The following is a 20,634-nucleotide window of genomic DNA, read 5'->3' on the forward strand; positions in this document are numbered from 1 at the left end:
CCGCTCGGCGGTGATCGGTTCCCACGTCCGTTCCCGCGCCCGCCCCGGGTGTCATGTGCCGTGCCGTCACAGCCGCTTGACCCCCTTGATGCGTCCCGCCCTGGCCATCCGTGAACGTGCGGCCTTCATACGGAGTCCGCCACGCTGATTGCCGATGCGCAGGCCGGTGCCGGAGGAGAGCCAGCCGGAGGCGACGTCGGTCGCCTTGGCGGCGCTGCCCGTCTCGCCGAGCGGGTCGTTCTCGGCGCGCCGGGCGAGCGCGATGACGCCGGGGACGACGAAGGGCGCGAGCAGCAGGTCGTAGAGCGCGGCGGTGAACAGCAGGCTGGGCAGGCCGACGTGGCGGGCCGCGTCGTCGCCGACGAGAGCGCCGACACCGGCGTACAGGAGGGTGGAGCCGAGGGCGGCGACGACGACCACGACCATCGGTCCGGTCGCCGACTTCAGGCGGCCCGTCTCGGGCTTCGCCAGTCCCGCGAGGTAGCCGATGACGCAGAGGACCAGGGCGTACCGCCCGGCCGCGTGGTCGGCGGGTGGCGCGAGGTCGGACAGCAGCCCGGCGCCGAAGCCGATCAGGGCGCCGCCGACATGGCCGTAGACCAGGGCGAGGCCGAGCACGGTGAGGAGCACCAGGTCCGGTACGGCGCCCGGGAGATGGAGTCTGGCGAGGACGCTCACCTGGATCACCAGGGCGACGATCACCAGGGTGGTGGAGAGCAGCATCCGGTTGAAGCGCATCAGGGGGTCAGCTCCTACTGTCCAACGTCTACTGCTCTTGCGACTGTCCGTCGGCGCCGTCGCCCGGTTCGTCCGCGCCCGGTGTGACCGTGACCGTCACGGTGGGGGTGGGGGTGGCCTTCGGCTTGGCCGGCAGGACGGTGTCGCGCGGGTCCTTGCGGGGCGGCTGGACGACGACGCCGACGATGTCCAACTGGGTGAAGGCCACGAACGGCTTGACGTAGATCGTGCGGGTGAGGTCGCCGCCGGAGGGGTCGACGCGGGAGACGACACCGACCGGGACGCCCGGGACGAACGGCTTGTCGGCCTGGGAGCCGAAGGTGACGAGGCGGTCGCCCTCCTTCACCTTGGCCTTGCCGTTGAGCAGTTCGACGCGCAGCGGCCGGTCGCCCTGGCCGGAGGCGAAGCCGAGTTCGTCGGTGGCCTCCATCCGGGTGCCGACGGTGAAGTCGGGGTCGTTGGCGAGGAGGACGGTCGCGGTGTTCGGCCCGACGGTGGTGACGCGGCCGACCAGCCCGTTGCCGTTGAGGACGGTCATGTCGCGGGTGATGCCGTCCTCGGTGCCGATGTCGATGGTGACGGTCCAGGAGAAGCCCTGGGCCGCTCCTATGGCGATGACCTCGGCGCCCTTGATGCCGTACCGCCCGTTCGCGGCGGTCTTCAGCATCTTGTCGAGCTGTTCGACCCTGCTGTTGTTGCGGTCGTCACTGCCGAGGGCCGCCTTCAGTTCGGCGTTCTCCTTCTCCAGCGCGGCAAGGCGGTCGTGGCGGGAGCCGGAGTCGCGGACGGCGCTTATGGCGTTGCCGATGGGGTCGACGGCGGTCGACACACCGTCCTCGATCGGGCCGAAGACGGTGGCGGCGGCACGTCGGGCACCGTCGACCGGTGAGTCCTTTCCGCCGCGGATGTCCACCGTGATCAGCGCGAACGCGACGGCGATCAGCAGCACCAGGAGCAGCCGGCTCTCTCGTGTGTCCCTCACGTGCGGCGGCCGTGCCTTCCTCATAGGAATTCGACAGGAATTGGGGAATTCGGGTAGCCCCTGGGAATCCCGGCACGGGAACGACAGGGGCGCTTTGTGGAGCTTATGCCTCGATATCAACGATCCGCCGCACGAGAGGAGAACGTCCCGTACGGCGGAATCGAAGGGTTACGTCATCTGCGGGGCTGGGCGTCGAGCACCTGCTGCAACGCCTCGAACTCCTCGACACACTTGCCGGAGCCGAGCGCCACACTGTCGAGCGGGTCCTCGGCGATATGGATCGGCATTCCGGTCTCCCGGCGCAGCCGTTCGTCGAGACCGCGCAGCAGGGCGCCGCCGCCGGTGAGGACGATGCCACGGTCCATGATGTCGCCGGAGAGTTCCGGGGGGCACTTGTCGAGGGTCGTCTTGACGGCATCGACGATGGCGTTGACGGGTTCCTCGATCGCCTTCCGCACTTCCCCGGCGGAGATGACGACGGTCTTGGGCAGCCCGGACACCAGGTCCCGGCCGCGGATTTCGGTGTGCTCGTCAGCGTCGAGGTCGTACGCCGAACCGATCGTGATCTTGATCTGTTCGGCCGTCCGCTCACCGAGGAGGAGGGAGTACTCCTTCTTGATGTGCTGGATGATCGCGTTGTCCAACTCGTCGCCCGCGACGCGGATGGACTGGGCGGTGACGATGCCGCCGAGGGAGATGACCGCGACCTCCGTGGTGCCGCCGCCGATGTCCACCACCATGTTGCCCGTGGCCTCGTGGACCGGCAGGCCGGAGCCGATGGCCGCTGCCATGGGTTCCTCGATGATGTGCACCTGACGGGCGCCTGCCTGGGAGGACGCCTCGATGACGGCGCGACGCTCGACACCGGTGATGCCGGACGGCACGCAGACGACGACCCGAGGACGGGCGAGATAGCGCCGCTTGTGGATCTTCAGGATGAAGTAGCGGAGCATCCGCTCGGTGATCTCGAAGTCGGCGATGACGCCGTCCTTCAGCGGACGTACGGCAACGATGTTGCCGGGGGTCCGCCCGATCATCTTCTTCGCCTCCGCGCCGACCGCGAGAATGCCACCGGTGTTGGTGTTGATCGCGACGACGGACGGCTCGTTCAGTACGATCCCGCGACCCCTGACGTACACCAGCGTGTTGGCGGTCCCGAGGTCGACAGCCATGTCACGGCCGATGAACGACATTGAGTTCCCCATCAGGATTCGTGTGGCCTTCCCAAGCGGAGCACTGACGGCTTTTGAGGGCTTTTCAGGGCTTTTTCGGGTCGGCGAAGTGGGTGCTGTGACGTGAAGGCTTACATCGTAGTCTCGCCCGCACGAACACTGCGCGAGGGTCTTCGCCATTGTGGGCATGCGATGCGCCGCCTCGCCTCTGGAGACGGTCCATCGGGGGTGCACGTTCCCCCGATCGCCGCGCATATGCCGTTGTACGGCGCAATTCTAGGCGGGGTTGGCTGGTCAGCCGGGGTGTAGGCCGTGTGGGTGGTGGCCGGGTGTGGTGGAAGTGTCCCGGGGGGTTCCGGAGGCTTTTCCGGTCCGCCAGGGGTGGTTCGCGGGTCTTCCAGAGGTGGCTGCCGGAGTTCCAGCGGTGTTCGCGCGGCGGGAGCGAGCGACTCGCAGGCCCCCGCCGTCGCGAACGCTACTACGCGCGCCCGGGGAAGAAGATCTTGACCTCGCGCTCGGCCGACTCCTCGGAGTCCGACGCGTGGATGAGGTTCTCACGCACGATCACGCCGTAGTCACCACGGATGGAGCCGGGCGCGGCGGCGATCGGGTCGGTCGGTCCGGCCAGCGCGCGGACACCTTCGATGACCCGCTCGCCCTCGACGATCAGGGCGACGACCGGACCGGAGGCCATGAACGCGACGAGCGGCTCGTAGAACGGCTTGCCCTTGTGTTCGCCGTAGTGCTGCTCCAGCGTCTCCTGGTCCAGGGTCCGCAGCTCCAGCGCGGTGATCTGCCAGCCGGCCTTGCGCTCGATACGGCTGATGATCTCGCCGGTCAGGCCCCGCCGGACGGCGTCGGGCTTGAGCAGGACGAGGGTGCGCTGGCTCACTGTGGTGACTCCTTCGTTTCACGCGGGTGCGGAGCTCAGAGGCTACAGGGCGCGCCCGGCACCTTGTTACGCAGCGTCAGGACGCACCGGAGGACGCACCGGCCCCGGTGGCGGCCTGCGCGGCGAACCGGGCCTTGGCCTCGTCGATCTTCCGTCCGTAGTGGATCGAGGCCCACCACAGGGCGGCGAAGACCGCGCCCAGGAAGAACATCGTCGGGACGAAGAACCCGGAGAGGATCAGCGCGATCTGGAGCGCCCAGCCGAGCTGGATCCCACCGGGCCTGGTGACGAGGCCGCACAGCAGGACGCAGAGGAACATGGCGATGCCGCTGACCGTCCAGACCGTGGTCATGGTCAGGTCGGGGTCCTTCATGGCGACCAGCCCGGCGAAGCCGATGACGAAGAACTCGCCGATGAGCGTCGAAGCACAGAGAGTACGCATGTCGTGGAACTCAGCCCTTCCCCAGCAGCAGCCGGGCCTCGCCGACGGTGATGACGGAACCGGTGACGAGGACGCCACCGCCCGCGAACTCGCCCTCCTCCTCGGCGAGCGTGATCGCTGCCTCCAGGGCGTCGGGCAGCCGGGGCTCGACCTGCACACGCTCCTCGCCGAAGACCTCCACCGCGATACCGGCCAGTTCGTCGGCGTCCATCGCCCGATGGCTGGAGTTCTGCGTGATCACGACCTCGGCGAAGATCGGTTCGAACGCCTCCAGGACGCCCCGCACGTTCTTGTCGCCGCTCGCGCCGACCACACCGATCAGTCGGCTGAAATCGAACGCCTCACCGACGGCCTCGGCCGTGGCCCGGGCGCCCGCCGGATTGTGCGCGGCGTCCAGCACGACGGTCGGGGACCGCCGCACGACCTCCAGCCGGCCCGGCGAGGAGACGGTCGCGAAGGCCTTGCGGACCGTGTCGATGTCGAGCGGCTCGGGCCGCTGCGAGCCGACGCCGAAGAACGCCTCCACCGCGGCGAGCGCGACGGCCGCGTTGTGCGCCTGGTACGGGCCGTGCAGCGGGAGGTAGACCTCGGGGTACTCGCCGCCCAGGCCGCGCAGGGTCAGCATCTGTCCGCCGACGGCGACCTGACGCGAGACGACACCGAACTCCAGACCCTCGCGGGCCACGGTCGCGTCGACTTCCACGGCCTTCTTCAGCAGCACCTGCGCCGCGTCGACCGGCTGCTGAGCCAGGATCACCGTCGCGTCCTGCTTGACGATCCCGGACTTCTCGACGGCGATCTCGGCGGGCGTCGTCCCCAGCCGGTCGGTGTGGTCGAGGTCGATGGGGGTGACGACGGCGACGTCCCCGTCGATGACGTTGGTGGCGTCCCAGGTGCCGCCCATGCCGACCTCGACGACCGCCACGTCCACGGGCGCGTCGGCGAAGGCGGCGTACGCCATCCCCGTGAGCACCTCGAAGAAGGAGAGCCGGTACTCCTGGGCCGCGTCCACCATCTCGATGTACGGCTTGATGTCCTCGTACGTCTCGATGAACCGCTCGGCGGAGATGGGGGCGCCGTCGAGGCTGATGCGCTCGGTGATCGACTGGACGTGCGGAGAGGTGTAGCGGCCGGTGCGCAGTTCGAAGGCGCCGAGGAGGGCCTCGATCATGCGGGCGGTGGAGGTCTTGCCGTTGGTGCCGGTGATGTGGAGGGAGGGGTACGAGCGCTGGGGCTCGCCCAGGACGTCCATCAGCGCGGCGATCCGCGTGACCGACGGCTCCAGCTTGGTCTCGCCCCAGCGGGTCGCAAGCTCGGCCTCGACGTCGCGCAGGGCCTTGTCGACGGCCGGGTCGGCGGGCCTGGCCGGCACGTCGGCCTGCGGTGCGCCGCCCTGGGCACGCAGGGTTCGGCTGCCGGCCTCGATCACCGCGAGGTCCGGATCCCGGTCGGTCTCCGCGGCGATGATCTCCTCGAACGGGTCGGTCGGGTCGATCGGGTCGGGCTGCTGGTCACTGCGTTCGCTCACGGGGCCCAGTCTACGGGTGGGGCTTCGCCGGGCCGGGGCGCCTCATGACTCGGGGGTACGGGTTGTGTGGCGGTCGCGGGTGGGTCGTGGTTGCTCGCGGAGTTCCCCGCGCCCCTTTGATGTCCGGCGGCTTCAAGTGGCCCACTTCCCACCCGCGCCCAGCGGAAGGCCCCGGTGCTGGAAAAGCACCGGGGCCGCCGTATGAGCTGCGAGGAGTTACGCCTTCGGGAGGCGGTCCAGTTGGGCGGTGATGCGGGCGATGTCCTCGTCCGCCTTGGCGAGGCGGCCCCGGATCTTGTCGACGACCTGGTCCGGCGCCTTCGCGAGGAACGCCTCGTTGCCGAGCTTGGCCGTGGCCTGGGCCTTCTCCTTCTCCGCGACCGCGAGGTCCTTCGCGAGGCGCTTGCGCTCGGCGGCGACGTCGATGACACCGGAGAGGTCGAGGGCGACCTCGGCCCCGGCCACCGGCAGGGTCGCGGTGGCCGCGAAGCCCTCGCCCTCCGGCTGGAGCCGCAGCAGCTGACGGATCGCGGCCTCGTGCGGGGCCAGGACCGTTCCGTCGAGGGTCAGCCGGGCCGGGACGCGCTGGCCCGGCTGGAGGCCCTGGTCGGCGCGGAACCGGCGGACCTCGGTGACGACCTGCTGGACCAGCTCGATCTCGCGCTCGGCGGCGTCGTCGCGGAACCCGCTGTCCTTGGGCCAGTCGGCGATGACGAGGGACTCTCCGCCCGTCAGCGTGGTCCACAGGGTGTCCGTGACGAACGGGACGACGGGGTGCAGCAGCTTCAGGGTGACGTCGAGGACCTCGCCCAGGACCCGCTTGCTGACCTCGGCCGGCTCGCCGCCCGCCTGGAACGTGGTCTTGGACAGCTCCACGTACCAGTCGAAGACCTCGTCCCACGCGAAGTGGAACAGGGCGTCGCTGAGCTTGGCGAACTGGAAGTCCTCGTAGTGGGCGTCGACCTGCTCGACCGTCTCGCCCAGGCGGGCCAGGATCCAGCGGTCGGTCGCCGACATGCGGGACGGGTCCGGCAGGGGGCCCTCGACCGTCGCGCCGTTCATCAGCGCGAAGCGCGTCGCGTTCCAGATCTTGTTGGCGAAGTTGCGGGAGGCCTGGACCCAGTCCTCGCCGATCGGGACGTCGGTGCCCGGGTTGGCGCCGCGCGCGAGGGTGAAGCGGAGCGCGTCGGAGCCGTACTTGTCCATCCAGTCGAGCGGGTCGACGACGTTGCCGAAGGACTTCGACATCTTCTTGCCGCGCTCGTCGCGGACCAGGCCGGTCAGCGCGATGGTCCTGAACGGGACCTCGCCGTCCATCGCGTACAGGCCGAACATCATCATCCGGGCGACCCAGAAGAAGATGATGTCGTGGCCGGTGAGCAGGACGTCGGTCGAGTAGAACTTCCGCAGGTCCTCGGTCTGTTCGGGCCAGCCGAGCGTGGAGAACGGCCACAGGCCGGAGGAGAACCAGGTGTCCAGGACGTCGGTGTCCTGGGTCCAGCCCTCGCCGGTGGGCGGCTCCTCGTCGGGGCCGACGCAGACCGTCTCGCCGTTCGGGCCGTACCAGACGGGGATGCGGTGGCCCCACCAGAGCTGGCGCGAGATGCACCAGTCGAACATGTTGTCCACCCAGTCGAAGTAACGCTTCGACATGTCCTCGGGGTGGATCTTGACCCGGCCGTCCCGGACCGCGTCACCGGCAGCCTTGGCCAGGGGCGCGACCTTGACCCACCACTGCATGGACAGACGCGGCTCGACGGTGGTCTTGCAGCGCGAGCAGTGGCCGACGGAGTGGACGTACGGACGCTTCTCGGCGACGATCCGGCCCTGCGAGCGCAGCGCGCCGACGACGGCGGAGCGGGCCTCGAAGCGGTCCTGGCCGAGGAAGGGGCCGTGGACGGTGATGACGCCGTGCTCGTCCATGATCGTCATGGACGGCAGGTCGTGGCGCTGGCCGATCGCGAAGTCGTTCGGGTCGTGGGCCGGCGTCACCTTGACGGCGCCCGTGCCGAACTCCGGGTCGACATGGGTGTCGGCGACGACCGGGATGGAGCGGTCGGTCAGCGGCAGCTTGATCTGCTTGCCGATGAGGTGCTTGTACCGCTCGTCGTCCGGGTGGACGGCGACGGCCGTGTCACCGAGCATCGTCTCGGCGCGGGTGGTGGCGACGACAAGGCTGTCCTCGCCCTCGCCGTACCGGATGGAGACCAGCTCGCCGGCGTCCTCCTGGTGCTCGACCTCGATGTCGGAGATGGCCGTCAGGCACCGCGGGCACCAGTTGATGATGCGCTCGGCGCGGTAGATCAGCTCGTCGTCGTAGAGCCGCTTGAAGATGGTCTGGACGGCCTTGGACAGGCCCTCGTCCATGGTGAACCGCTCGCGGTCCCAGTCGACTCCGTCGCCGAGCCGGCGCATCTGCCCGAGGATCTTGCCGCCGTACTCCTCCTTCCACTGCCAGACGCGCTCGACGAACTCCTCGCGCCCCAGGTCGTGGCGGGACTTGCCCTCTTCGGCGAGCTGCTGCTCGACCTTGTTCTGCGTCGCGATACCGGCGTGGTCCATGCCGGGGAGCCACAGGGATTCGTACCCCTGCATGCGCTTACGGCGCGTCAGGGCGTCCATGAGGGTGTGCTGGAAGGCGTGCCCGAGGTGCAGGCTGCCGGTGACGTTCGGCGGAGGGATGACGATGGTGTACGCGGGCTTGTCACTCTTGGCGTCGGCCGCGAAGTAACCACGCTCTACCCAACGCTCGTACAGCGTCCCCTCTACATCGGCCGGCGCGTACTGGGTCGGCAGATCGGTGGCGGGCGCTGGAGGCTGCTGCTGAGCGTTCTCGGTCACCCGCTCAGTTTAGAGGTGTCACGGGGTCGTCCCGAAACCGGATTCTTCCGTAACGGTGTGCCCCCCGGTGCGTGGGACCCATCGCGTTTGCGCCAGGATGTCAGGAACACATAAGCATCTGGAGGGGAACCCAGAACATGAGTCACAACCAGCCGGGCCCGTACGGCGGGCAGCCCCAGCAGCCCGGACCGTACGGTCAGCCGGGCGGCCAGCCGGGCCCCTACGGCCAGCAGCCGCCGCAGGCAGCCCCCCAGCCCGGCTACGGCTACCCGCAGCAGGCGCCGCCGCAGCAGCCGGGTTACGGGTACCCCCAGCAGGCCCCCCAGGGCGTGCCGCCCCAGACCCCGCCGTACGGCCAGCAGGCCCCGTACGGCGGCCAGCCGGGCTACCCGACCGTGCCCCAGCCGCCGGCCGCACCCGGCGGTGGCGGCAAGAAGGTCGGCATCATCCTCGGCGCGGTCGCCGTGGTCGCGGCGGTCGCGGTCGGCGCGTACTTCGTCTTCGGCGCGAGCGGCGGCGGGGACATCGCGGACGACGGCCCGCACAAGCTGACCACGCCGGCGGCCGTCATCGACGGCCAGTACAAGAAGGGCGAGGGCGGCGGCAGCAGCGGGATGTCCGACAAGGAGATGAAGCAGACGGAGGACTGGGGTGTGCAGGACCCCAAGGACGTCACTGCGACCTACTCGTCGGGTGAGGGCATCACCGCCAAGAACCTGACCTTCTCCGGGGTGTACGGCACGGTCGAGGACCCTGAGAAGGTCATCGACGCGATGTTCGCCAGCATGAAGGAGGAGTCCGAGAAGGGATCCGACTCCGACGGCAAGCTCGTGGGCAGCCCTCAGGAAGTCACGCCCGACGGCTTCGAGAACGGCATCATGAAGTGCCAGGAGAGCGAGGGCACCGAGGGCGGCAAGACCATGACGCTGCCGGTGTGCATCTGGGGTGACCACAGCACGGTCGCGTACGTGATCTCCATCGACATGGCCTCGATGGCCGCCGGCAAGAGCACGACGATCGACGAGGCGGCCGAGTTGGCGGCCAAGCTGCGCAACGACGTGCGCGTCAAGGCCTGACACTCCGCTCGGATCACGAAGGGGCCCCGGTCGGTCGACCGGGGCCCCTTCGATGTCTGTGTACCGCTGAGGAGTTACGCCGTCTTCTGCTCCCCCGGCCCCCGGCCGCGGGCGTCGCGCGGGATCAGGGTCGGGTTCACGTTCGAGTGGACGACGTCCGCCGTGATGACGACCCGGGCCACGTCCTTGCGGGACGGGACCTCGTACATCACGGACATCAGGACTTCCTCCATGATGGCGCGCAGGCCGCGCGCGCCGGTCTGGCGGAGGATGGCCTGGTCGGCGATGGCTTCGAGGGCCTCGCGCTCGAAGTCCAGCTCCACGCCGTCGAGTTCGAAGAGGCGCTGGTACTGCTTCACCAGCGCGTTGCGGGGCTCGACCAGGATCTGCAGGAGGGCCTCGCGGTCCAGGTTGTGGACCGAGGTGATGACCGGGAGGCGGCCGATGAACTCCGGGATCATCCCGAACTTGACCAGGTCCTCCGGCATGACGTCCTCGAACTGGTCCTTGGACTCGAGTTCGCGCTTCGAGCGGATCGTGGCGCCGAAGCCGATGCCCTTGGCGCCGGCGCGGGACTCGATGATCTTCTCCAGGCCCGCGAAGGCACCGCCGACGATGAACAGGACGTTCGTCGTGTCGATCTGGATGAACTCCTGGTGCGGGTGCTTGCGGCCGCCCTGCGGGGGGACCGAGGCCGTGGTGCCTTCCAGGATCTTCAGGAGCGCCTGCTGCACACCTTCACCCGACACGTCGCGGGTGATGGACGGGTTCTCGCTCTTTCGGGCCACCTTGTCGATCTCGTCGATGTAGATGATCCCGGTCTCGGCTTTCTTGACGTCGTAGTCGGCGGCCTGGATGAGCTTCAGCAGGATGTTCTCGACGTCCTCGCCGACGTAGCCCGCCTCCGTCAGCGCCGTCGCGTCCGCGATCGCGAACGGGACGTTCAGCATGCGCGCGAGGGTCTGGGCGAGGAGCGTCTTGCCGGAGCCCGTGGGGCCCAGCAGGAGGATGTTGGACTTCGCCAACTCGATGGCGTCCTCGCGGCTTTGGCCGCCGCCGTTCTCACCGGCCTGGACGCGCTTGTAGTGGTTGTAGACCGCCACGGAGAGCGCCTTCTTGGCCGCCTCCTGGCCGACCACGTACCCCTCGAGGAACTCGTAGATCTCGCGGGGCTTCGGGAGCTCCTCCCAGCGCACCTCGCTGGTCTCGGCGAGCTCCTCCTCGATGATCTCGTTGCAGAGGTCGATGCACTCGTCGCAGATGTACACACCGGGCCCTGCGATGAGCTTCTTGACCTGCTTCTGGCTCTTGCCGCAGAACGAGCACTTGAGCAGATCGCCGCCGTCACCGATGCGTGCCACGGTGTGCTTCCCCTTCGCCTGGGAGACGCCTGGACGATTGGAATCCAGCGGCTCCTGGTGCTGCCTTATGTCGACGGTACCTTGCCGGGCCCCCCGTTCGGGCCCCCCTTGGCACGGTTCGCTTTGACGTGCACCTTGTCGTGCACTGGGTCAAACGGTGCCAACCATGCCAAGGGGCGGCAGACATTACAGCCTTTTCGCGGTCAGCGGACGCTGTTGTTGTTCATCTTCCGCGTGGAGATGATCTGGTCGATCAGGCCGTACGACAGCGCGTCCTCGGCCGTGAGGATCTTGTCGCGCTCGATGTCCTCGCGGATCTTCTCGATCGGCGTGGTCGAGTGCTTGGCCAGCATCTCCTCCAGCTGCGCACGCATACGGAGGATCTCGTTGGCGGCGATCTCCAGGTCGGAGACCTGACCGCGGCCCGTCTCGCTGTACGGCTGGTGGATCAGGACGCGGGCGTTCGGCAGCGCCATGCGCTTGCCCGGCGTACCGGCGGCCAGCAGGATCGCGGCGGCGGAGGCCGCCTGGCCCATGCAGACCGTCTGGATGTCGGGCTTCACGAACTGCATCGTGTCGTAGATCGCGGTGAGCGCCGTGAAGGAGCCGCCGGGGCTGTTGATGTAGACCGAGATGTCCCGGTCGGGGTCCATCGACTCCAGGCACAGCAGCTGCGCCATGACGTCGTTGGCGGAGGCGTCGTCGATCTGCACGCCGAGGAAGATCACCCGCTCCTCGAAGAGCTTCGCGTACGGGTCGTACTCGCGGATGCCCTGGGAGGTGCGCTCGACGAAGCGCGGGATGACGTAACGGGACTCGGCCGTCGGACCCGAGTACTGGGAGCGTGCGCCGTCGTGGAGGCCGCTGCCGGGGAAGTCGTTCACTTGTGTCTCCTGGGAGCCTGAGAGGGGCTGAGGCGGTCGGCTGGGGGCGTTGCGGGGGTGTGCGTGCCGGCGGGTGCCGTCACGCCTGCCCGGCCCCGGTGCCGCCGCCGCCCGGCATGCCCGCGGCGGTGGCGATGACGTCGTCGATGAGGCCGTAGTCCTTGGCCTCGAAGGCGTCGAACCAGCGGTCGCGGTCCGAGTCACGGGTGATCTGCTCGACCGACTGGCCCGTGTGCTGGGAGGTGAGCTCGGCCATGCGCTTCTTGGTGTGCAGCAGCCGCTCGGCGTGGATCTTGATGTCCGAGGCGGAGCCCGCCAGGCCCGCGGAGGGCTGGTGGATCAGGATCTCGGCGTTCGGCAGCGCGAAGCGCTTGCCCGGGGTGCCCGCGCTGAGCAGGAACTGCCCCATCGAGGCCGCCAGACCCATGGCGATGGTCACCACGTCGTTCTTGATGTACTGCATCGTGTCGTAGATCGCCATGCCGGCCGTGATCGAGCCGCCCGGGCTGTTGATGTAGAGGTAAATGTCCTTGTCCGGGTCGGCGGCAAGGAGCAGCAGCTGTGCGGTGATCTTGTTCGCGATGTCGTCGTCGACCGGCTGGCCGAGGAAGATGATCCGCTCGTTGAGCAGCCGGTTGTAGACATGGTCGCCGAGGCCACCGCCGATGGAAGGCTCGCCGGCGGCGGAGGGCATCAGATTCGTCACGTATCCACCTGCTCGTCTTACGACGGCGCCGGGCCGTCTTCACGTTTCCCTTCCGGGGGCCGAGCCGTTTTCCCGACGGCTCCGCCCTCGTATTCATGGACCCTAACGCGGTGGCTCCGCCGGTGAATCCCGCAGAGGGAACTGTTCGCTGTCAGCGCATGCGTGTGCGCTCCGCTGGTGGGGCGGGCACTGGTGGCCCCCGCGCCCCTGGGTAGGCCGACGGGCCCCCGGGTCATGAGTGACCCGGGGGCCCGTCTTCGAGCCTGCTGTTCGCGGGGTGATCAGGCCTCGGGGGCCTTCTCCTCCGCCTCGGCCGCAGCGGGGGCCTCTTCGGCGGAGCCCTCGGCGGAAGCGTCCTCGTCCTCGTCGTCGTCCAGGTCGACGATCTCGCCGTTGGTGTCCTTCACCGTGGAGGACTCGACGACCAGGGCCAGGGCCTTGCCGCGGGCGACCTCGCCGACGAGGAGCTGGACCTGGTTGTTCTGGACGACGGCCTGGGCGAACTGGTCCGGGGACATGCCGGAGGAGGCCGCACGGCGCATGAGGTGCTCGGTGAGCTCCTCCTGGTTGACGTTGAGCTTCTCCTTGGCGACCAGCTCGTCGAGGACGAACTGGGTCTTGATGCCCTTGACGGCCGCTTCCTTGGTCTCGGCGTCGAACTCCTCGACCGTCTTGCCCTGGATCTCGAGGTACTTCTCGAGGTCGAGACCCATCTGGCCGAGCTGGTGGTGCTCCAGGTTGTGCTTGCGGGTGTTGATCTCGTCCTCGAGCAGCTTCTCGGGGACGGGCACCTCGACGAGCTCCAGCAGCTTCTCCAGGACGCGCTCCTGGGCCTGCGTGGCCTGGTCGTACTGCTTCATGTTCTCCAGGCGCTTGCGGCTGTCGGCGCGCAGCTCCTCGAGGGTGTCGAACTCGGAGGCGAGCTGGGCGAACTCGTCGTCCAGGGCCGGGAGTTCACGGGCGGCGACCTGGGAGACCTTGACGGTCACCTCGGCCTCCTTGCCGGCCGCCGAGCCGCCCTTGAGCTCGGAGGTGAAGGTGGCCTCGCCACCGGCCTCCAGGCCCTTCACGGCGTCGTCGATGCCGTCCAGCAGCTCGCCGGAGCCGATGGTGTAGGACACACCCTCGGCGACGCCGTCCTCGAGGACCTCGCCGTCGACCTTGGCCTCCAGGTCGAGCGTCACGACGTCGCCGTCCTCGGCGGCGCGCTCGACCGGGGAGGTGGAGGCGAAGCGCTCACGGAGCTGCTCCACCGCCTTCTCGACGTCCTCCTCGGTGACCTCGACGGCGTCGACCTCGACCTCGATGCCGGAGTAGTCCGGGATCTCGATGGTCGGGCGGACGTCGACCTCGGCGGTGAAGTTCAGCGTCTCGCCGTCCTTCAGCTCCGTGATGTCGACCTCGGGCTGGCCCAGGACGTTGAGCTCGGCCTCGTTGACCGCGTCGGTGTAGAACTTCGGAAGCGCGTCGTTGACCGCCTCCTCCAGGACCGCACCGCGGCCGAACCGCTGGTCGATGACGCGGGCCGGGATCTTGCCCTTGCGAAAGCCCTTCACCGTGACCTGCTGGTTGATCTTCTTGTACGCCGCGTCGAGGCTGTCCTTGAGCTCCTCGAAGGGCACCTCGATGCTGAGCCGAACCCGGGTCGGGTTCAGGGTCTCCACGGCGCTCTTCACGGTTCGGTCTCCTTGGGGGCTGACTTCTTGGGGTTCTGCTGATGTCCCCCGCCGGTGCGGCGGGGCTTCAGCGGATTAGCGGCCCTTGAGAGACGTGAGAGTGCAGACACACGGGCGCGCAGCTTGCATAGTAACCGCAGGCGGTACACGCCCCAAAAGGTGATCTTGCCGGTGGCGGGCGGCGCCGTACCGGCGCGGTGGTCGGGGTGGCGGGATTTGAACCCACGGCCTTCCGCTCCCAAAGCGGACGCGCTACCAAGCTGCGCCACACCCCGTCTGGTGCGACACGTAGGGTACATGCCCGCAGGCCATACGGTTGCCGGATTAACCGAGTGCGCGGGCGCGTGCGACGGCGGGCGCGGGGCGCGGCCGGGAAGGGGTGTGCGGCGGAGCCGCCCGACCCGCTACGATGCCTTCTGTGCCGCGGTCCTCCGACCTGCGGCGCACGCTGTGCGGGCGTAGCTCAATGGTAGAGCCCTAGTCTTCCAAACTAGCTACGCGGGTTCGATTCCCGTCGCCCGCTCCATACGGCTCAGGGCCAGGCCGGAGGATCTTCTCTCCGCCTGGCCCTGATCGTTTCCCCTCACGGTCGGAGTGAGGACCGAGGAGGTTCCCTGCCGTGCACCGCTCCCGCTCGGTCACCGTGGCGGTCGGGGTCGTGACCGCCGCCCTGCTGGTCGGCTGTGGCTCCGGAAGTGCCGGGGAGGCATCCGCGCCGACATCGAGGAGCGGAGTGTCCGCCTCGCCGGGGGCCGACGGCTCGTTCGACGTCGAGGCGGCGCTCGAGAACGCGGATCCGGCGCCCTACTCGGCCGAGGTGCGGACGGAGACCTATGCGGGCTCCACGCTGACGGTGGTCATGACCGGCCGGATGAACTTCAACGCGTCGAGCCCTACGGGCCGGCTGACCGTGGCGACCTCCGACAGCGTCCCGAAGGACCGGGCGTTCGAGGCGGAAACGATCCTGCTGGAGGACGCGACCTACACGCGCACCGTGGACGGCGACGGAGCGGCCGGTGAGTGGCGCCGTACGGGACCGGGCTCCTCGGGTGCGGACGTGGCCGACTACGGCGCTTACGCACAACTCCTCCTGGATCTCGGGCCGAAGGCTCGCCGTGGCCCGGAAGAGGTGGACGGGATCCGGACGTATCGACTCTCCGGCGAGGTCACCCAGGACCGGCTCCGGACCGTGGACCGTCGGCTGTACGACAGGATGCGCGCCACGGGCACCGAGGAGTTCGCCTGCGAGGTGTGGGTCGACGAGGCCGGCCGGGTCGTACGGTTCGAGCAGCGGCTCGAGGTGTCCGGCAACGCGACGCGCAACGTCGTGACCCTCAAGGGCTTCAAGGGCCCGGTGACCGTGAGCGCGCCCGAGTAGCTCCGGGCGATCACCGCGCCTCTCCTGGGCCGCACATGGCGCCCGAGGCGGCCCATGACGGCTGACGACATCGCGCGAAGAGGCCGAATCGCGACCTACTGGGATCCGGTCGCATGCGCTCACACTCGGCTTTATGGGGGCGATTCGGGATGGCGACCGGTCGGCATGCGATGAATGCGGCGAGACCGGTGTCAGCGTGGGCGAGCGCGGTCGGTTCCGGCTGCTGGCGCGGCTCTGCGAGAAGTGCTGGAACACCTTCGCCAACGAGATGGCCGCGACCGAGGGAGCCACGGCCGCGCCGAGACCCGACCCCGGCCCCGATGACGTGACGTGGTTCGAACCGCCGGTTTGCCCCGAATGCGGCGCCTTGGTCCGCACATACCCGACGAACTACGACCGTTGGGTCAGCCTCGCCATGGTGGAACTGCCCGCCAAGGACGTGCCGGAGGCCTTCCGGTGGCGTCTGACGAGGGTTCCGGACCTCTCACCCGTCCCCACGGACGTCGTGGCCGTACGGGTGCGCGGGATCGATCCGCTGCCGGGCGAACCCGTCGTGCCCGCCCACCGCATGATGTGTGCCGACGGCCCGGGTTCACCGTCTCGCGGCGCGCGGCCCGGCGGGCGTTAGAACTGGATCGAGTTGATCGTGTCCGCTATCGAGTTCAGGAAGCGTTGGATGTCGTCCGCCATGCCCGTCGAGGCGAGGAAGAAGCCGAAGAGGATGGCGACGACGGCCGGGCCGGCCTTGATCGTCCCCCCTCGCATCAGAACCACCAGGATGATCCCCAGCAAGAGCACCACTGACAGCGAAATGGCCACACAGATCACACCCTCGGTCGGTCCGCACTCCCGGCCCGGGGCGCCGACCCCACGCGCACCCCGCCAGAACCATCGTGCCACCAACCAGGCCGTCATATGCAGCGGCTGAGACAACGTCGACCACGGCACCGCACCCGCGCCACCCCCGTCCCCGGCCAACGGGGGGACCGCGAAGGCGAATTCGACGTGATCGTTTCCGTGCACACACAACCCGAGCGCAGGGAATTCGAATTGTTGCCACAGACACACCAAGAGGCTCGCCCAGGGCGGTAATTAACCGGACATTTCACCGGAATCGCCTGCGCACGTTATGCACCATTTAGTCGGGATGAATGCGGACAGACCGGCGCAGGCCATGCACCTTGGGGTGTACGGACGGTGATGTTCTACGTGAGGCACACTTCACCGAATCCGGGGTACCCGTGAGTGACACGTACCCCTCAATACAGGATTCACGTCGGTGGTTTTACGAAATCGCACGGACACCGCTAGGGTGCCTCAGATGTTCACCGCTGCCTCGTCCCCCGCTTGCGCAGCGAGTGCTCGGACCGTCCCCCGGAGTTCCCGGCGGGAGGGTCTGTGACGAACTCGCTGCGACCGCACGACCGGTCCAGGGCGCCGCTCCCGCCGGCACAGTCACCACAGTCGCCGGCCGACGGAGTGCCGAGTCCGCGCTCGCTCAAGTCCTCGTCCCCTCACCCGCTGCCGGGTGGCGCCTCCCCGGAGGCCAGACCGGCCAAACAGCGTGACGCGTTCTTCGACAACGCGAAGTACCTCGCCATCGTGCTCGTCGCGATGGGGCACGCGTGGGAGCCGCTGACCGATCACAGCCGCGCCGCCGAGGCGCTGTACATGTTCGTGTACACGTTCCACATGCCGGCCTTCATCATCATCTCCGGCTACTTCTCGCGCAGTTTCGACATGCGCCCCGACCGGCTACGCCGGCTGATCACCGGCATCGCCGTGCCGTACGTCCTCTTCGAGATCGCGTACTCCTTCTTCAAGCGGTACGGCAACGACGACCCCTCGCACCCGATCAGCCTGCTCGACCCGTGGTACCTCACCTGGTTCCTGATCGCGCTGTTCGTGTGGCGGCTGACGACCCCGCTGTGGAAGGTGGTGCGCTGGCCGATCCCGGTGGCGCTCGGCATCGGGGCGCTCGCCTCCGTCTCGCCCGACATCGGCGACGACCTGGACCTGCAACGCGTCCTGCAGTTCCTGCCCTTCTTCGTCGTCGGTCTCTTCATGAAGCCCGCGCACTTCCAGTTCATGCGGCGCCGTGAGGTGCGGATCCTGTCCGTACCGGTGGCGGCCTCCGCGCTGGCGATGGCGTACTGGGTGGGCCCGCACATGAACTCGGCGTGGTTCTATCACCGGGACAGCGCACAGGAGCTGGGTGCGCCGTGGTGGGCCGGGGTCGTCATGACCTTCGCGCTCTTCGGCTGCTCCATGGTGCTCACCACCTGCTTCTTCGCCTGGGTGCCCCGGCGGAAGATGTGGTTCACCGTGCTGGGCGCGGGCACGCTCTACGGCTACCTGCTGCACGGGTTCCTCGCGAAGGGCTCGCGCTTCTGGGACTGGTACGACGCCAACGCGTGGGTGTACCAGCCGCTCGGCGAGCTGTTGGTCACGGTCTTCGCCGCGGCCGTCATCACCGTGCTGTGCACGCCGCCGGTGCAGCGGATGTTCCGGTTCGCCATGGAGCCGAAGATGGAGTGGGCGTTCAAGAGGGACGCCGCCGAGTTGGCTCGGGAGCGCGGGAAGGCCGGGGCCAAGGTCTAGCTTCCGCCGGCCGTCTCGCCTTCATGCCCGCTTTCGCCGGGTGCGTCACGTCGCCTCCTCGGCCGTCGGTTCGTCCGGCAGGCCGAGGAGGTTTCGCATGTGGGCGTACTTGGCGGTCAGACGGGTTCGGGTGGGGGCGTCGAGGGCTGCCAAGCGGGCGGGGTTCGCGTTGTGCGCCAGGTCGGACTGTTTGACCAGGAGGGCGCCGGGGGTGGTGAGGATGCGGGCGGCGTAGGCCTCCGGGGATTCGCCGGGGTGCTTGGTGAGGGCCCGGATGATGGCCTTCGTGCGGGGGGTCAGGGGGGCGGTGGTCAGCCATTCCTCGGTGAGGGCGTGGTCCTCGATGGCGTCGTGCAGCCAGGCTGCGGCGATCTGGTCGGGGTCGCCGCCGTGGGTGGCTACGCCGTGGGCGACCGCTTGGAGGTGCTCGGTGTAGGGGTGGCCTGCCTTGTCGGTCTGGGTGGCGTGGGCGGTGCGGGCGAGGGTCTCCACTTCGGGGAGGGTGAGGTGGGTCGGGGGCATCGGGGGCTCCTTTGCGGGTTCGCGGGTTCGTCGGTTGCGGTCTTGGGGTCGACCCCGCCGCCCCTACTCGTCCCGTCCTCCAGGGGCTGTGCCCCTTCGGCCCCCTGGGGGCGTGAGGGTTCGGGGGCGGGGGACGGGGCCGGGTGGGTGGGTGAGATTTGGGTGGGGAGGGATGGGTTGTCGGGTGCGGGTTCGTCGTGGTTGCTCGCGCGGTTCCCCGCGCCCCTGAAGGGCGCGGGGGTCCCCGCGGGCCGATCGGCGAAGGTCCAACCCTCGCGCCCGCGCCGATCGACCACGCTCAAGCTCCCGCCTCCGCGTCCATCAAGCACGCTCAAACCCTCGCCTCCGCGCTCGCGCTGATCGACCACGCCCAAGCCCCCGCGTCCGTGCCCATCGAGCACGTTCAAACCGCCGGCTCCGCGCCTGCGACGGTTGGTGACGGCGAGATCCCTGTGGGGCGATGTGCGGTGGTCGAAGCGGGGCTACCTCGTCGGGGTGGGGGCTTCTCGGCAGATCAGCAGGAGGGCTCGGTCGTCGTTGACGTCCTTGGCGACCGCTTCGATCAGGTGCCAGGCCGCGCCGTGGAAGCCGCCGGCGACGTAGCGGTCGGCCTCGCCCGTGAGGCGGTCGATGCCTTCGACGATGTCGCGGTCGGACGTCTCGACGAGGCCGTCGGTGAAGAGCATCAGGACGTCGCCGGGGCGCAGGGAGCCCTTGACGGGGTCGAACTGGGCGCCGTCGTAGACGCCGAGGAGGGGGCCCTCGGCGGCCTTCTCCTCCCAGCGGCCGGTGCCGGCGCTGAGCTGGAGGCCCGGCGGGTGGCCGGCGGAGAAGAGTTCGTAGTCGCCGGAGTCGAGGTCGAGGACGAGGTGGATGGAGGTCGCGAAGCCCTCGTCCCAGTCCTGGCGCAGGAGGTAGCCGTTGGCCGCCGGGAGGAACGCGTGCGGTGGGAGCGATCCCAGCAGACCGCCGAAGGCGCCGGAGAGGAGCAGGGCTCGGGAGCCCGCGTCCATGCCCTTGCCGGAGACGTCGGTGAGGACGACTTCCAGGGTGCGGCCGCCGTTCGTCCGGGCGGCCACGACGAAGTCGCCCGAGAACGACTGGCCGCCCGCGGGGCGCAGTGCCATCTCGCGGTGCCAACCGGACGGCAGCTGCGGCAGCTTGCTCTGCACCCGGATGCGTTCGCGCAGGTCGAAGAGCATGGTGCCGCCGCGCCGCCAGGGGACGCCGACGCGGCTGCGGAACTGGGCGATGAGCAGACCGAAGAAACCGCAGGCGGCGACCACGAGCACTATGCCGGGCGTCACCCGGGCCGGACCGTCGGTGTACGGGCCGAGCTTGACGGACTCCACGATGAGGGCGGTCGCGGCGGCGGCGTAGAGGCCGAGGAGGCTGGCGGGCCGGAGCAGCAGACCGCCGGCGACGATGGGGAGGACGAGGGCGGCGGGTGAGAACCACACCTCGTTGATCATCGTGAAGCAGGCGATCAGCGGGATCATCAGCAGCAGACCGGCCAGGGCGATCCAGTCGGAGCCGTCCCCGCGGAAGTAGTCGACGGCAGATTTGCGCACGCCGGTGCGGGCCCGGTGAACCAGCTTCTTCATCCGGGCCGTGAGCGTATCGGCCGCCGCGCGCCGCTCTCGTCCTGCTGCCATTGTTCGGGACCTTATCCATCGGACCAGCCCCTGTGCACAGGAGGTCCTACTTGTCCCCCTTCCGAGGGCCGGTTCACGACGAATCTCACACAGAACTCACACCGGAACGCGTTCATCGGCCCCCGTGCGCCCTCCGTGCGGCACCTGGGAAGGATCCCACGTCGAACGGCGACGCGCGGG

Annotated in this window: 18 protein-coding genes and 2 tRNA genes; 5 read left to right on the plus strand and 15 right to left on the minus strand. The window is 68.9% G+C overall.

The features are described from left to right. Positions 1-66 precede the first annotated feature (66 nt). The 7 genes from mreD to GWK25_RS34700 form a co-directional block, all read right to left on the minus strand. Positions 67-738, minus strand: a complete 672-nt coding sequence (gene mreD / locus GWK25_RS34670; protein ID WP_215455470.1) for a rod shape-determining protein MreD — start codon at positions 736-738, stop codon at positions 67-69. Between the two features lie 28 nt (positions 739-766). Next, positions 767-1,720 carry a rod shape-determining protein MreC gene (gene mreC / locus GWK25_RS34675; protein ID WP_215455471.1) on the minus strand — a complete coding sequence of 318 codons (954 nt, stop codon included), beginning with the start codon at positions 1,718-1,720 and terminating at the stop codon, positions 767-769. Positions 1,721-1,893: 173 nt separating this feature from the next. Next, positions 1,894-2,913 carry a rod shape-determining protein gene (locus GWK25_RS34680; RefSeq protein ID WP_005479350.1) on the minus strand — a complete coding sequence of 340 codons (1,020 nt, stop codon included), beginning with the start codon at positions 2,911-2,913 and terminating at the stop codon, positions 1,894-1,896. 457 nt (positions 2,914-3,370) lie between these two features. After that, a complete protein-coding gene (gene ndk / locus GWK25_RS34685; RefSeq protein ID WP_184894113.1) occupies positions 3,371-3,784 on the minus strand; it encodes a nucleoside-diphosphate kinase in 414 nt (137 codons plus the stop codon). A 76-nt stretch (positions 3,785-3,860) separates the two neighbouring features. Then, positions 3,861-4,226, minus strand: a complete 366-nt coding sequence (locus tag GWK25_RS34690) for a DUF4233 domain-containing protein (RefSeq protein ID WP_215455472.1) — start codon at positions 4,224-4,226, stop codon at positions 3,861-3,863. 10 nt (positions 4,227-4,236) lie between these two features. Next, positions 4,237-5,754 carry a folylpolyglutamate synthase/dihydrofolate synthase family protein gene (locus GWK25_RS34695; RefSeq protein WP_374200660.1) on the minus strand — a complete coding sequence of 506 codons (1,518 nt, stop codon included), beginning with the start codon at positions 5,752-5,754 and terminating at the stop codon, positions 4,237-4,239. 216 nt (positions 5,755-5,970) lie between these two features. Then, on the minus strand, positions 5,971-8,595 hold the full coding sequence (locus GWK25_RS34700; RefSeq protein ID WP_215455473.1) for a valine--tRNA ligase: 2,625 nt from the start codon (positions 8,593-8,595) through the stop codon (positions 5,971-5,973). A gap of 137 nt (positions 8,596-8,732) precedes the next feature. Between GWK25_RS34700 and GWK25_RS34705 the strand changes: the two genes are divergently transcribed. Further along, on the plus strand, positions 8,733-9,671 hold the full coding sequence (locus GWK25_RS34705) for a hypothetical protein (protein ID WP_215455474.1): 939 nt from the start codon (positions 8,733-8,735) through the stop codon (positions 9,669-9,671). Between the two features lie 74 nt (positions 9,672-9,745). Here GWK25_RS34705 and clpX read toward each other — a convergent pair whose 3' ends face one another. From clpX to GWK25_RS34730, 5 genes are all read right to left on the minus strand, one after another. Then, positions 9,746-11,032 (minus strand): ATP-dependent Clp protease ATP-binding subunit ClpX, encoded by a 1,287-nt coding sequence (gene clpX / locus GWK25_RS34710; protein WP_184894103.1) that lies wholly within the window; start codon positions 11,030-11,032, stop codon positions 9,746-9,748. 203 nt (positions 11,033-11,235) lie between these two features. Beyond that, entirely contained in the window at positions 11,236-11,916 is a 681-nt protein-coding gene (locus GWK25_RS34715; RefSeq protein ID WP_215455475.1) for an ATP-dependent Clp protease proteolytic subunit, read from the minus strand. 79 nt (positions 11,917-11,995) lie between these two features. Continuing rightward, positions 11,996-12,610: an ATP-dependent Clp protease proteolytic subunit gene (locus GWK25_RS34720; RefSeq protein WP_033526458.1), complete on the minus strand. Its 615-nt coding sequence runs from the start codon at positions 12,608-12,610 to the stop codon at positions 11,996-11,998. Positions 12,611-12,903: 293 nt separating this feature from the next. Next, entirely contained in the window at positions 12,904-14,298 is a 1,395-nt protein-coding gene (tig, locus tag GWK25_RS34725) for a trigger factor (RefSeq protein WP_215455476.1), read from the minus strand. Positions 14,299-14,496: 198 nt separating this feature from the next. Continuing rightward, positions 14,497-14,573: transfer RNA gene (locus GWK25_RS34730), tRNA-Pro, on the minus strand. A 177-nt stretch (positions 14,574-14,750) separates the two neighbouring features. On the opposite strand from GWK25_RS34730, the gene GWK25_RS34735 reads away from it, so the two are divergent. The 3 genes from GWK25_RS34735 to GWK25_RS34745 all read left to right on the plus strand — a co-directional run bounded on the left by GWK25_RS34735 (position 14,751) and on the right by GWK25_RS34745 (position 16,304). Continuing rightward, positions 14,751-14,824, plus strand: a tRNA-Gly gene (locus GWK25_RS34735). Between the two features lie 93 nt (positions 14,825-14,917). Next, on the plus strand, positions 14,918-15,676 hold the full coding sequence (locus GWK25_RS43990) for a hypothetical protein (RefSeq protein ID WP_251829176.1): 759 nt from the start codon (positions 14,918-14,920) through the stop codon (positions 15,674-15,676). A gap of 196 nt (positions 15,677-15,872) precedes the next feature. After that, the gene (locus GWK25_RS34745; protein ID WP_308404388.1) at positions 15,873-16,304 is read left to right on the plus strand and encodes a DUF6083 domain-containing protein; all 432 of its coding nucleotides are present in this window, start codon (positions 15,873-15,875) and stop codon (positions 16,302-16,304) included. On the opposite strand, the gene GWK25_RS34750 is transcribed toward GWK25_RS34745, so the two are convergent. Continuing rightward, positions 16,301-16,495 (minus strand): hypothetical protein, encoded by a 195-nt coding sequence (locus GWK25_RS34750; RefSeq protein ID WP_033526477.1) that lies wholly within the window; start codon positions 16,493-16,495, stop codon positions 16,301-16,303. The two genes, GWK25_RS34745 and GWK25_RS34750, sit on opposite strands and share 4 nt — an antisense overlap. A 579-nt stretch (positions 16,496-17,074) precedes the next feature. Between GWK25_RS34750 and GWK25_RS34755 the strand changes: the two genes are divergently transcribed. After that, complete coding sequence (locus tag GWK25_RS34755; RefSeq protein WP_215455478.1) at positions 17,075-18,277, plus strand: acyltransferase family protein; 1,203 nt, start codon at positions 17,075-17,077, stop codon at positions 18,275-18,277. 45 nt (positions 18,278-18,322) lie between these two features. Here GWK25_RS34755 and GWK25_RS34760 read toward each other — a convergent pair whose 3' ends face one another. Together GWK25_RS34760 and GWK25_RS34765 are read right to left on the minus strand one after the other, a co-directional pair. Continuing rightward, positions 18,323-18,799, minus strand: coding sequence for an HD domain-containing protein (locus GWK25_RS34760; protein ID WP_215455479.1), 477 nt, complete (start codon positions 18,797-18,799; stop codon positions 18,323-18,325). 482 nt (positions 18,800-19,281) lie between these two features. Beyond that, entirely contained in the window at positions 19,282-20,454 is a 1,173-nt protein-coding gene (locus GWK25_RS34765) for a PP2C family protein-serine/threonine phosphatase (protein ID WP_215455480.1), read from the minus strand. Positions 20,455-20,634: the final 180 nt, after the last annotated feature.

The organism is Streptomyces sp. ATCC 21386, from assembly GCF_018728545.1.
GTDB lineage: Bacteria > Actinomycetota > Actinomycetes > Streptomycetales > Streptomycetaceae > Streptomyces.